Here is a 12,376-nt window from a genome sequence, read left to right as displayed (position 1 = left end):
AAAGCGAGTAGATTCCATGACCATTTGAAAATCAACAATGGAATTTAACAGAGCCTTAAATTTAAATATATCCAGGTGCAACACCCTGAACGTCTAGTGCTGACATTGCATATGGCGGTCTACCCGACGATCCGTATTGGCAAGGCGTTGCAACTTTTTTATATCCGAGTAAATTAATCAGAAAACTTATTGACATTGAGTGTCATTATGTTATTATTTTTAATAATTAAACTTATCAAGAGCGGCGGAGGGAATTGGCCCAGTGATGTCCGGCAACCTGCAGATCATGCAAGGTGCTAAATCCAACAAAATGGAAGTCATTTTGGAAGATAAGGTGTGTGTTGATTACATGGCCTGTGATGTCTTTCCAAAGTGGGAAGATTTTTTTAATGCAGATAAACAAAGCTGACTAGACAAACTAGAGGCGGTATTAACAGTTCTCTGTTATACTGCCTTTTTTATGAGGGGGCAATTATGAGCAATTTATTGGTTTATAAAGATTTCGATACGTTTACCCCTGTGGATTTCCCGATTGATAATGACACAAAAGGGGCGCTGGAGGTTCTGGAGTGGGCTTATGGCCACTATGGCGATGAATTAGTATACGCTTGCAGCTTCGGAATTGAGGGCATTGTCTTAATTGACTTGATTTCGAAGGTTAATGAGCGGGCAAGGATTGTTTTCTTGGATACGGATCTCCATTTTAAAGAGACTTATGAATTGATAGATCAGGTGAAAAAGCGGTATCCCCTATTACAAATCGAGATGAAGAAGCCGGCTCTTACGCTTGAAGAACAAGCTTTGGAGCATGGTGATCTATTGTGGGAAAGAGAACCGAATAAATGCTGTGAGATAAGAAAAGTGATCCCGCTGAATGAAGTGCTTTCCGGTCCCGCAGCCTGGTTATCAGGGTTAAGAAGGGAACAGTCTGAAACAAGAAAGAATACTCAGTTCATTAATAAAGACAATAAATTTAATTCGATAAAAGTTTGCCCGCTTATCCATTGGACTTGGAAGGATGTTTGGCGTTATGCCCATAAGCAAGGGTTGCCCTATAACATTCTGCATGATCGCGGATATCCGAGCATCGGCTGCGAGAAGTGCACAAAACCGGCCTTTAATGAAGAGGATATGAGATCCGGCCGCTGGAACGGTTCAGGGAAAACAGAATGCGGTTTGCATACTTAATAGAGTTTAGGGAGCGACTATCTACAAAGATATCAAAACGTAAGCGTCCGCTTACGCTTTTCTAATAATAGGAGGTTTAAAAATGACTGTAAGCAAACCACATGGGGGAGAACTGATTAACCGTTGGAACCCTGAATATAATACGTATGAGATTGATAAGGAAATTGAATTGGACGGAATGGCCCTTAGCGACCTTGAATTGATCGCGACTGGAGGATATAGCCCGATTGTCGGATTTTTTACGCAAACGGATTATAATTCGGTTGTAAACGAAATGCGACTTGCGGATGGAAATGTGTGGAGCATTCCCATTACATTGCCGGTAACCTCGGAAGTGGCGGAAACCATTTCAATCGGTGAAGAAGTCAGGCTTGTGCATGATGGCAAAACATACGGTGTAATCAAGGTTGCCGATATTTATAAGCCGGATAAAAAGAAAGAAGCCCAGGCTGTTTATCAGACAGACAGTGATGAACATCCAGGCGTTCACAAGTTATACAGCAGAGGCGATGTCTATATTGGCGGAGAGATCCAGCTGGTGAAAAGAATCGCCCGTGAAACGTTTCAGGAATTTCATCTTGATCCAAAGGATACCAGAAGGATCTTTGAGGAAAAAGGATGGAAGACGATCGTCGGTTTCCAAACAAGGAATCCGGTTCATAGAGCCCATGAATATATCCAAAAAACAGCCCTTGAGATTGTGGATGGATTATTGTTGAACCCGCTTGTTGGGGAAACAAAGTCTGATGATATTCCAGCTGATATCCGGATGGAAAGCTACCAGGTTTTGCTTAAAAATTATTATCCTGAAGATCGGGTTTTCTTATCAGTGTTCCCTGCCGCAATGAGATACGCGGGGCCAAGGGAAGCTATTTTCCACGCGATGGTCAGAAAGAATTATGGCTGCACCCATTTCATTGTAGGCCGCGACCATGCCGGAGTAGGCAGCTATTATGGAACATATGATGCTCAGAAAATCTTCAGCAACTTCACAGATGATGAGTTAGGAATCAATCTATTATTCTTTGAACATAGCTTTTACTGCAAGAAATGTGAAAACATGGCTTCGACGAAAACATGTCCGCATGGAAAAGAAGATCATGTTATTTTATCCAGAACGAAAGTCAGGGAGATGCTCCGAAATGGAGAAATCCCGCCTAGTACATTCAGCCGCAAAGAAGTAATTGAAGTCCTGATTAAAGGCATGAAACAACCGACGGTAAAAGCTTAAAGGAAAAGGGAGGACTCACATTGGCTACTGCAAGTTCTAATGTTACATGGCATGAACAATCACTCACAAAGGAATTTCGGAGGGTTCAAAATGCCCATCATAGCTTTGTCATCTGGTTTACGGGACTTTCCGGCTCGGGAAAATCGACTGTAGCAAATGAATTGGCAAATAAGCTATATAAAGCCGGAATCAGTAATTATGTATTGGATGGCGATAATATCCGCCATGGCTTGAATGGAGATCTCGGTTTTTCGGATACAGACCGAAAAGAAAATATCCGCAGAATCGGCGAAGTTTCAAAATTGTTTGTGGACAGCGGACAGGTGGTCTTGACGGCCTTCATCTCTCCTTTTAAGGAGGACCGCAATCTAGTCAGAGGTCTCCTGGAAGAAGACGAATTCGTCGAGGTCTATGTAAAATGTCCGTTGGATGAATGCGAAACCCGTGATCCTAAAGGCTTATACCAGAAAGCACGTGATGGAGTAATCAAGGATTTCACCGGTATCGACTCACCGTATGAAGAACCTGAGAATCCAGAATTTGTTCTTGAAACGGACCGCTTTTCAATTGATGAATGTGTAGAGCAGCTGATCAGCTATTTAACGAAGCGAAATTTTATTTGAGCACACGAAGAAGTACAATGAACGTGAGCAAGATCCTCCTAATATAATTAGATAGGGATAAGAAAACAACAAGCAGACGGACGTAAAATCTTTGATGTTAGCATTCATTACCACAATAAAGTTTCTGATATTCAAGGATGATCGGTGCGGGGTCTGAAGATTACACTAAGAGGTTTAAAAAGCATGCAACAGGCAGATGGTATAGTATAGATCGATTAATTAATGTCATAAAAATGCGGCAAAAAATCAGCTGGTTTGAGCAACTGAAAATGGATGAAAGACTGCTTGTTAGTGAGGGAGTTTAATGGAAGCGATTCTTTATATATGTCATGGCAGCCGGATAAAAAAAGCATGTGATGAAGCGATCTCTTTTGTGAAAAAATGTATGGAACAAAACCCTGTTCCTATCCAGGAGTACTGCTTTCTGGAGCTTTCCGATCCAACAATCGAGGAAGCTTATGAAAGGTGCGTCAAAAGAGGGGCAACAAAAATCACCGTTCTTCCGGTCCTTTTGTTGACAGCTGTTCACGCAAAAGAAGATATTCCGAACGAACTTGATAGAATTCGGAAGGGGTTTCCGGAAGTAGAAATGGTGTACGGCAGGCCAATAGGCGTCCATCATCATATGATTGATATCTTGATGGAAAGGCTCCAGGAAACCCGGGAAGAACTGAACGGCGAATCTATGGTTCTTTTGATTGGGAGAGGGAGCAGCGACCCGGACGTAAAACGAGATTTGTCCCAAATAGCACAGCTATTGAAAGAAAAGGCGGGTTTAAACAGAGTGGATACCTGTTATTTAACGGCAGTGGATCCCGATTTGGAGCAAGGGCTGCAAGCTGCGAAACAAAGCCCGTATAAAAAAGTATTTATCATTCCATATTTACTCTTTACCGGAATTTTGATGAATACCATCCATAAGACGTTAAAAAGCGACTACGCAGATGATGACAAGGAATTCATCTTGTGCAATTACCTTGGGTATCACCCGCTAATTGGTGACGTCTTACAAGAAAGATTTACAGAACTTTCGGGAGGAAACGGCCGTGTATTCCATCGTGCTTGAAATGACAGGCAAGCTCTGTGTGATTATTGGCGGCGGGAAAATTGCGTATCGAAAAGCAATCCCGCTGCTCAAAGCCGGAGCGCTTATTCATATCGTCAGTCCGGAAATATGTAATGAGATCCAAAAGCTCCAGGATGATCGAAAGATAAAGGTGTTTTTGAAAAAAGCTGAAAAGTCTGATTACGTGCATGCTTTTATGGTCATCGCGGCAACAAACTCCAACGAAATAAACGAACAGATTCATAAAAATACAGGGGATCATCAGCTGGTTAATATCGCAAGTGACCACGAACTGGGTAACTTCCACATCCCCGCTTCCGCAGTAAGGGGAAGACTGATGATAAGTGTGTCAACTGGCGGTGCCAGTCCGGTGCTTGCAAAGAAAATCAGAAATGATTTACTTGAACAATTTGATGAATCCTATGAAAGCTATTTGGATTTTCTGTGGGAAATGCGAAAAAAAATCAAGAACAGCGATATAGCCGATACTGAAAAATCAAATCTTTTAATCGAGATGGCAGCAGAAAAATATAAAGATTCGGAGACAGAAAGAAACAAATTCATATCCCGACTGCTGGACATGTAATCGTTCAAGAACGATGCCAAAGTGATTTACAGGCGTATACAGCAAGCGGGTTTCTCACACTGTAAATCATACCAAATCAATAGGAAAAGGGGGATTAGATGAAAAAGTTACTCGTTTTAGCTTTTATTGGTTTTCTTGCACAGTTGATTGACGGTTCATTAGGAATGGCTTATGGAGTTACCTCCTCCTCGCTTCTATTGGCCTTTGGCATCGCTCCCGCTGTGGCATCTGCTTCCGTTCACTTATCAGAAGTCGTAACGACTGCCGCATCAGGAATATCACATATAAGGTTCGGGAATGTAGACAAGAAAATGGTTTTCCGTCTGATCATACCTGGTTCCATAGGAGCTTTTACCGGTGCCGTTTTTTTAAGTAATTTGCCTGGTGATCTGGTAAGGCCATATGTGTCTACATTCCTTTTGGCATTGGGTATTTATATCATCATCCGCTTTTTGTTTCTCTTTAAACCGACTGAAGAACGGGAATCCCCGCCTTTACCTTTTAAACAGTCCATTCCTTTAGGATTGATTGCCGGGTTTGCGGATGCGACTGGCGGAGGGGGCTGGGGACCAATTGCAACCCCGATTCTTTTGTCCAAAAAAGGGATGACTGCTCGTAAGGTTATTGGAACAGTCGATACCACCGAATTTGCAGTAGCGGTATCAGCGACTGTGGGTTTCATGATTTCGTTAGGCTGGAATGCTGTGAATTGGATGTGGGTAGGTGCCTTAATGCTTGGTGGAATCTTTGCAGCACCGATTGCGGCCTGGCTCGTCAGAATCATCCCGACGCAGCCGATGGGCGTGTTTGTTGGCGGATTCATTATTTTGGTGAACATTAGGACCCTATTATCTGCCTGGCTGCCAAACTTAGCTGAATACTATTCATTTATTTATAGCGTGATTGTCTTATTATGGGGATTAGCTTTATTTTTCTCTATTAGAAAATTAATCACCATAAACAGGGACAATTTTGAATCGTCTATTGATAATTAACAAAACTGAGTCCAGAATCGGACTCAGTTTATTATCCCGCTTTAACGGGCAGTAAGACCCCCACTCAAGACTTGGATGGAAAAACAAGGATAAATGGGGGAGCAACTGCCCGTAAAAGTCCGATTGGTTCAACTAACCATAGGTGGGGGATGACCTATGGAAGTTTCACTTTATAGGGTTTTTTTCAGGCAATATAATGGCTTTCCTCTAAAGTCAATTTCTTCATATACGCTGTACCCCGTTTTTTCCCAGAAGCGAATGCCAGGTTCATTGTTGACTAAGCAGCCAAGATGAACCTCTTTAACCTGTCTCTTTATCATCAATTTTTCGTATTCGGAGTAGATGGTCTTTGCATATCCTTTGTTTTGGGCGTTTTTGTGAATGATAAACAGACCAAGCCAAGGATTTTTATCTCTTGGATTGGACATCGTAAAATCGACAATAGCAATCGGGCTGCTTTCGGATGTGACGATATATCGTTCCTTTTCGATTTCGTCCTCATGCTCCTTCAGGATGTCAGCTTCAGTCAGATAAGCTTTGTCTTCTGAAATACGATTGTATTCCGGGTTAGAGTTCATTACTTCAAGCTCCTGAAGTATTGTCTTGTTATTGCAAGTGTTCCAGGTAAACATTTCGAATCCTCCGATTGTAAGAAACTACTGCTCAATTACGTACATAAATATAACATGAGGATATGGAGAGAGGCTTCCTTGACAAGCCTCTCGCTCTTGATTTTAATCATGAATTTTCATATGGCTTAATTAATCCGTAGAGTGTGCCTGTAACCGGAAGGGAGATTCCTTCTTTTTCTGCTAATCTTAGTGCGCCGCCTTGCAGGTGATCGACCTCAAGAGTCAATTCTTTTCTTTTATCCTGATGCATGGAGGATGTAGCCTCTTCAGGCAATGTTTGAAATTTGCTGAGCGCCTGGTTCACTAGTTCATCTACAATTGAAATGCCTTGCGTGCCGGCAAGCAGCTGCATTTCTACTAAAACCTTTTTTAATAAATCAGAGGTTTCTGGGTAGGATAGTATTTTTCCGATTGGCAGGTTTGAGGCGGTGGTAACGCCTGAAAATGCGTTAATGAACATATATTTATTCCATAGCTCCCATAGGATTTGATTGGATAGTCGACTGTTCATTTTAGCTTTGCTTGAAATGGCCTCTAGCTCGTTGCAAATTTCCTGCTGAGAAGGATGGAGCGGGCCAAACACAAGGTCATGCTGCTGGTTTGAATGAACGACATGGCCTTTATCATCAAGTGTTGCGATGATATAAGCGCTCCCGCCAATGACTGCCTCTTCACCCAATTCCTGTTGGAGAATCGCGATATGCTCTATCCCATTCAGCACCGGAAGAACCTTAGCTCCTTTATCTACAAGAGTTTTCAAGGAGGGAATCGTCCCTTTTAAATGATAGCCTTTTACAGCAAGCACGACTAAATCCGGGTTCTTGATTTCTTCGACATTTTCAGTAAAGTCTACTTTATCAAATGGATAGTTTCCATGGGTGCTTGTTATGTATAAGCCTTGTTCCTTAAGCTGACGCGCTCTGTTTTTTCGCACTAAAAACTGCACGCTTTGTCCGGCTTCTTCCCATCTGCCTCCATAATATGCTCCCAAAGCACCCGCCCCGACAATTACAATATTCATAGACAACGCCTCACTCAGTTTTTAAAGGTATTATAACATTTGTTGGAATTGTTTGAGTATTTAACGAATCTAAAATTATAAAGAGAACTCGCCGAATAAGGCAGTCATTTTGGGATTTCGCCGAGGGTTCCAGATTTCGTAGCGGTAATTTATATTTTGTAGCTAATTTCTTCATGATTGTAGCCGATTGGGGGACTTTAGTAGCGGACATTTTGATTTTGTAGCGATTCCGGATTTCGGAGCGGCAATTTCTATTTTGTAGCTAACTTCCTGCGGATAGGGACATTCTTGAAATTCGAGAATTCAATGTGTAGTTTTCTATTCACAAAAAAACAGCCGGCATCATGCCGGCTGTTTGATTATCTATAAACTTTTACTTTTACAGTTTTTCTGCCCCATTTGAGAGCATTTGATTTATTAGGGATGAATACATCAATTTTATTGCCTCGGACTGCGCTTCCTTTATCAGCCGCGATTGCTTCCCCATAGCCTTCCACATAAACCTTTGAACCTAGCGGAATGACCTTCGGATCGACTGAAATTACTTTAGCTTTAGGATTTTTCTTAAGGTTAATGCCTGTAGCAGTAATTCCGCTGCAGCCTTTACAGCTTGCGGTATAAGCAGTTGCTGAAACTGTGATTGTTTTATATGAAACTTTCTTGGCTGATGCCTTTATTGCTGCAGGCTTTTTTGCCGTCGTTCCTGAAAGCTTTAAGACTTGCTTAGGTTTTAGTTTATCACTTTTCAGTTTATTCCAGCTTTTAATCTGGTTAACTGATACTTTATTTTTTTTAGCTATACTCCAAAGCGTGTCGCCGCTTTTTACTTGATATGTCCCAGCAGCCGATGTCACTTCAGAAAATCCAAATACTAGAAAGGTTGCTGAACAAATATATAATAGAATTTTTTTCAAAATGATAAGTCTCCTTTTTTGTACTATCAATAGAATAACAAGTAAATATAACAGGGATGTTTCATAAAATTACTAATTATGTTACAAAATGAAGACATTGGTTTCCTATTTGTAATAAAGGGTAAAATATTGTGATAGTTTCTGACGAAATTGAAAGTCAATCGGCAGACAAGCACTTATCTTTTTTTGGCCCATATGATGTACAAAAAGATATGGGGGATAAGTATGTATTACGATTATAGTTATCCATTCAGTCGGCAACCCGACAACCTGGCGGGGGATGTTCTAAAGGCCATTAATGGAGAGTTTAACGCGATTCAATGCTATAACAAACTGTTGAAAATCGTTTCAACTGAAAAGGAAAAAGAGGTCATACGTGAAATCATAATTGATGAAAACAACCATTTGGAAAAATTCACTCAAATTTATTACAATCTGGCTGGAAGACAGCCGGAGATCACTAGAAATAAAGATTGCCCTAAAGGAATAAAGGAAATTTTTGAATTTGCTTTCGAGGATGAACAGGAAACCACCGATTTTTATTTGGATATCGCAGATCAATCCGAGGATGTAAGGATAAGCGAAGTGTTCACTAGAGCTTCAGCAGACGAACAAAACCATGCTGTCTGGTTTTTATATTTCCTTACAAAACCGAGATTATAATTTTTCATGGAAGAAGGCTCCCGTTTAACGACAGGAGCCTTCTTTTTCTTAATATTCTTTTGTTTTAGGCTCTGTTAAATTCCATTGTTGATTTTCAAATGGTCATGGAATCTACTCGCTTTCCGCGGACGAACTGGCAAGCCTCCTCACTCGTACCTCGCTGCGGGGTCTTGCCAGCCCGTTTTTCCGCAGGAGTCTCGCAGATTCCCTTCCCAAAAACAACATTATCGTTTAACAGAGCCTTGTTTTAAGAAATTCGTGAGCAAAATCAATCAGCATCTTTTGATAGGTTGAAATCGATTCGAGCTCGACATATTCGCCGTCGCCATGCCAGTTTGCGCCGCTTGGGCCAAATTCAATGGCGGGTATGCCTAAGGCAGCGAAATAAACAGTGTCGGCTGAGCCATGCTGTCCAAAAATGGCAGCCTCATTTTTCGTATGCTTTTGAATCACCGGACGAAGCATGGTGATGTAGGGATCATCGACCCTGGTGTTTACCGGCTGGCTGAACATTTTTTCGATTACCGTTCCATCGGTAATCTCTTCGATTTGCCGGATGATTTCATCCTTATCCTGAGTAGGCAGATAGCGGATATCAAAGCTCATCATACATTTATCAGGCACTTTATTATATACTTCACCCGCTCTTATCTTTGCGAGGTTAATGGAAGGGGATGCATAGAACTCTGTTTTTTCTTCAGTAAACGGAAGGCTGCGTATTTTCTGGTATACATCATAAGCCTTCTCAATCGCATTGATTCCTTCCCAAGGCCGGCTGCCATGGGAAGGGATCCCGGTTATTTCGATATCCGCCTGTAACATTCCTTTGGCCTGAAGAGCAATGCCCAATTGCGTCGGCTCAGAGCAAATGACAAATTCCCCCAGATAGCCTTGGTTCGCTAGGTACCCGGAACAGTTAAACCCGCCTGTTTCCTCATCAGACACGATCTGCAGCTGGATCTTCAGGCCAAGGTCTTTGTGTTGCAGTTCTGAGATGGCACACATCATAGCGGCGACGCCTGCTTTCATATCAGCCGCGCCTCTTCCATATAATTTTCCCTCTTCCACTACCGGGATAAATTGATCCGGTTTTCCGCTTACAACGTCTACGTGTCCATTAAATATCAATGTTTTATCTCCAGTGCCAATTTCACACACAAGCATTTTATACCCGTTATTTTCAATCAGGCTCACAGGCAATCCTTGATCAGTAAGCCACCTTGAGCAATAGTCCACCGCTTTATTTGCTCCTTCTTTTGTAGAACTATCGATAGCTACTAAATCCTTTAGTAATTCAACAAGCATTGTAAAAAATAACCTCCTTGCCCATTCTTCATTCGACAAATTTCCCCATAATTCTTTTATACCCTGAAATAACAAAAATATGAATCTTATTCTTGATAGTTCTGTGTGTGAATGGGAAAAATAAACCCTAGCTATTTTTTCTTGACTAATATGTATATACAAGTTAAAGTGAGAAATATATCATCATGTATATACAAGTTGGTGCATGCTTATTTTTTGCGTGTGAAATGAAAACGTTCCCAAAGGGTGGATATTGCTTCGATGCCCTTATGACACTATATGTACCACATTGGAATGATGTTTCCTACGTGAATGTAAATAGTGGAATTAATGATGAAAGTGTTTTATAACGAATAGGAAGAAAAATATAGCTAATCAAGAGTGGAAATGGCGGTGCATACCCATGAAAGAATGGTGGAGAAAATCAACAGTCTACCAAATTTACCCGAAAAGCTTTAATGATACAACTGGAAATGGGACAGGCGATATCAATGGGATCATTGAAAAGCTTGATTACTTAAAGGAACTCGGAATCGATGTTATCTGGCTTACACCTGTTTATAAATCTCCTCAAATAGATAATGGCTACGATATCAGTGACTATTATTCCATCCAGGAAGAATACGGAACCATGGAGGACTTTAGCCGGCTGCTGACGGAGGCCCATGACAGAGATATTAAAATCATCATGGACCTTGTCGTTAACCATACATCAACCGAGCATGAATGGTTTAAAAAAGCAAGCGAATCAAAAGATAGCCCGTACCGGGACTATTATATTTGGAAAGATCCCGTCGATGGGAACGAACCAAATAATTGGATTTCCAAATTCGGTGGGTCCGCATGGAAACTCGACGAAAAGACGGGACAGTATTATTTGCATTTGTTTGACGTGACACAGGCTGATTTAAATTGGGAAAACGAAGCGGTCAGAAAAGAAGTGTATGATATGATGCACTTCTGGTTTGATAAGGGAATTGACGGTTTTAGGCTTGATGTTATTAATTTAATCTCGAAGGATCAAGATTTCCCGGATGATGACGGCTCTGTACCTCCCGGGGATGGCCGGAAATTTTATACGGACGGCCCGCGTGTGCATGAGTTGCTTCATGAAATGAACGAACAGGTTCTTTCTAAGTATGACAGTATCACTGTCGGGGAAATGTCTTCCACGACCATTGAAGATTGCATCCGATATTCCAATCCGGAAAGCAAAGAGCTAAGTATGACGTTTAACTTTCATCATTTGAAGGTCGATTATCCAAATGGGGAAAAATGGGCAATCGGCGATATGGATTTTTCCGCACTTAAAAGCATCTTGTCAAAATGGCAGGTTGAAATGAATAAAGGCGGAGGCTGGAATGCCTTATTCTGGTGCAATCATGACCAGCCGCGCGTTGTTACCCGATATGGTAATGACGGTGAGTACCATAAAGAATCAGCGAAAATGCTCGCAACGACAATCCATATGATGCAGGGGACTCCTTATGTCTATCAGGGTGAAGAGTTCGGCATGACCAATCCGAAGTTTGACAGCATCGAACAATACCGTGACGTGGAAACGTTAAACTATTATGACATTATGAAAAAAGAAGGCAGACCTGAGCAAGAAATTATGGAGATCATCAAACAAAAATCCCGTGATAATTCCCGCACACCAGTTCAATGGAACGCATCCGAAAAGGCCGGGTTTACAACAGGAACTCCTTGGCTAGATGTAGCTGGTAATTATCCTGAAATCAATGCGGAAAAAGCGTTAATCGAGAAAGATTCCATCTTCTATCATTACCAAAAATTGATAGCGCTCCGTAAGGAATACGACATTATCACATTCGGGGATTATGAATTACTCTTCCCGGATCATGCCTGCTTGTTTGTATATAAAAGGGAGTTTAATGATGAAATGTTGCTTTCTATCAATAATTTCTATGAGAAAGAAGCACAAATTGATCTAACTGAGCTCGTAAATAAGCACGACTATGAAATAAATGTGCTTATTTCCAATTACTCCGATCGTCCTGAATTAGGCGGTCAAATGGCATTCAGGCCTTATGAGTCTATCGTTTATCATTTGAAAAAGAAATAAAGAAGCTGATCCATGTTAGTCCTCGCGAAGATCGGGTATATGTATAGTGCGTCACAATCATTATTC

Annotated in this window: 11 protein-coding genes, 1 pseudogene and 1 riboswitch; of the genes and pseudogenes, 8 read left to right on the top strand and 4 right to left on the bottom strand. The window is 41.4% G+C overall.

Going from position 1 to position 12,376, the window contains the following annotated elements; translation table 11 throughout:
- Positions 1 to 229: 229 nt before the first annotated feature.
- Positions 230 to 336: riboswitch (SAM riboswitch) on the top strand.
- Positions 337 to 474: 138 nt separating this feature from the next.
- From D0463_RS07240 to D0463_RS07210, 6 genes are all read left to right on the top strand, one after another.
- Positions 475 to 1,188 (top strand): phosphoadenylyl-sulfate reductase, encoded by a 714-nt coding sequence (locus D0463_RS07240; RefSeq protein WP_117306681.1) that lies wholly within the window; start codon positions 475 to 477, stop codon positions 1,186 to 1,188.
- 82 nt (positions 1,189 to 1,270) lie between these two features.
- Positions 1,271 to 2,419: a sulfate adenylyltransferase gene (gene sat / locus D0463_RS07235; RefSeq protein WP_117306678.1), complete on the top strand. Its 1,149-nt coding sequence runs from the start codon at positions 1,271 to 1,273 to the stop codon at positions 2,417 to 2,419.
- Positions 2,420 to 2,439: 20 nt separating this feature from the next.
- Positions 2,440 to 3,042: an adenylyl-sulfate kinase gene (gene cysC / locus D0463_RS07230; RefSeq protein ID WP_117306675.1), complete on the top strand. Its 603-nt coding sequence runs from the start codon at positions 2,440 to 2,442 to the stop codon at positions 3,040 to 3,042.
- Between the two features lie 304 nt (positions 3,043 to 3,346).
- Positions 3,347 to 4,108 (top strand): sirohydrochlorin chelatase, encoded by a 762-nt coding sequence (locus D0463_RS07220; RefSeq protein ID WP_117306673.1) that lies wholly within the window; start codon positions 3,347 to 3,349, stop codon positions 4,106 to 4,108.
- On the top strand, positions 4,089 to 4,694 hold the full coding sequence (locus tag D0463_RS07215) for an NAD(P)-binding protein (protein ID WP_117306671.1): 606 nt from the start codon (positions 4,089 to 4,091) through the stop codon (positions 4,692 to 4,694). Before D0463_RS07220 ends, D0463_RS07215 begins: the two co-directional genes overlap by 20 nt.
- A 98-nt stretch (positions 4,695 to 4,792) precedes the next feature.
- Positions 4,793 to 5,689 carry a sulfite exporter TauE/SafE family protein gene (locus D0463_RS07210; protein WP_117306669.1) on the top strand — a complete coding sequence of 299 codons (897 nt, stop codon included), beginning with the start codon at positions 4,793 to 4,795 and terminating at the stop codon, positions 5,687 to 5,689.
- A gap of 170 nt (positions 5,690 to 5,859) precedes the next feature.
- Here the strand turns inward: D0463_RS07210 and D0463_RS07205 are convergent, their stop codons facing one another.
- From D0463_RS07205 to D0463_RS19830, 3 genes and pseudogenes are all read right to left on the bottom strand, one after another.
- Positions 5,860 to 6,321, bottom strand: a complete 462-nt coding sequence (locus D0463_RS07205; RefSeq protein ID WP_117306667.1) for a GNAT family N-acetyltransferase — start codon at positions 6,319 to 6,321, stop codon at positions 5,860 to 5,862.
- 106 nt (positions 6,322 to 6,427) lie between these two features.
- Positions 6,428 to 7,342, bottom strand: a complete 915-nt coding sequence (locus D0463_RS07200; protein ID WP_117306665.1) for a ketopantoate reductase family protein — start codon at positions 7,340 to 7,342, stop codon at positions 6,428 to 6,430.
- A 359-nt stretch (positions 7,343 to 7,701) separates the two neighbouring features.
- Positions 7,702 to 7,989: pseudogene (locus D0463_RS19830) on the bottom strand (3D domain-containing protein); the annotation flags it as partial.
- Between the two features lie 492 nt (positions 7,990 to 8,481).
- On the opposite strand from D0463_RS19830, the gene D0463_RS07190 reads away from it, so the two are divergent.
- Positions 8,482 to 8,919, top strand: coding sequence for a ferritin-like domain-containing protein (locus tag D0463_RS07190; protein ID WP_117306661.1), 438 nt, complete (start codon positions 8,482 to 8,484; stop codon positions 8,917 to 8,919).
- A 231-nt stretch (positions 8,920 to 9,150) separates the two neighbouring features.
- Here D0463_RS07190 and D0463_RS07185 read toward each other — a convergent pair whose 3' ends face one another.
- Positions 9,151 to 10,224, bottom strand: a complete 1,074-nt coding sequence (locus D0463_RS07185) for a M20 family metallopeptidase (protein WP_117306659.1) — start codon at positions 10,222 to 10,224, stop codon at positions 9,151 to 9,153.
- A gap of 403 nt (positions 10,225 to 10,627) precedes the next feature.
- Between D0463_RS07185 and treC the strand changes: the two genes are divergently transcribed.
- Positions 10,628 to 12,310: an alpha,alpha-phosphotrehalase gene (treC, locus tag D0463_RS07180; RefSeq protein ID WP_117306657.1), complete on the top strand. Its 1,683-nt coding sequence runs from the start codon at positions 10,628 to 10,630 to the stop codon at positions 12,308 to 12,310.
- Positions 12,311 to 12,376 lie beyond the last annotated feature (66 nt).

Origin of the sequence: Bacillus sp. V59.32b (genome assembly GCF_003429085.1) — a bacterium.
Lineage (GTDB): Bacteria > Bacillota > Bacilli > Bacillales > DSM-1321 > Peribacillus.
This window is presented reverse-complemented; position numbering and strand designations above follow the sequence as displayed.

Coding starts and splice junctions, on each gene's coding strand:
- D0463_RS07200 (WP_117306665.1), bottom strand. CDS start 7,342: ATGAATATTGTAATTGTCGGGGCGGGTGCTTTGGGAGCATATTATGGA.
- D0463_RS07205 (WP_117306667.1), bottom strand. CDS start 6,321: ATGTTTACCTGGAACACTTGCAATAACAAGACAATACTTCAGGAGCTT.
- D0463_RS07190 (WP_117306661.1), top strand. CDS start 8,482: ATGTATTACGATTATAGTTATCCATTCAGTCGGCAACCCGACAACCTG.
- sat (WP_117306678.1), top strand. CDS start 1,271: ATGACTGTAAGCAAACCACATGGGGGAGAACTGATTAACCGTTGGAAC.
- D0463_RS07185 (WP_117306659.1), bottom strand. CDS start 10,224: ATGCTTGTTGAATTACTAAAGGATTTAGTAGCTATCGATAGTTCTACA.
- D0463_RS07210 (WP_117306669.1), top strand. CDS start 4,793: ATGAAAAAGTTACTCGTTTTAGCTTTTATTGGTTTTCTTGCACAGTTG.
- D0463_RS07220 (WP_117306673.1), top strand. CDS start 3,347: ATGGAAGCGATTCTTTATATATGTCATGGCAGCCGGATAAAAAAAGCA.
- treC (WP_117306657.1), top strand. CDS start 10,628: ATGAAAGAATGGTGGAGAAAATCAACAGTCTACCAAATTTACCCGAAA.
- D0463_RS07240 (WP_117306681.1), top strand. CDS start 475: ATGAGCAATTTATTGGTTTATAAAGATTTCGATACGTTTACCCCTGTG.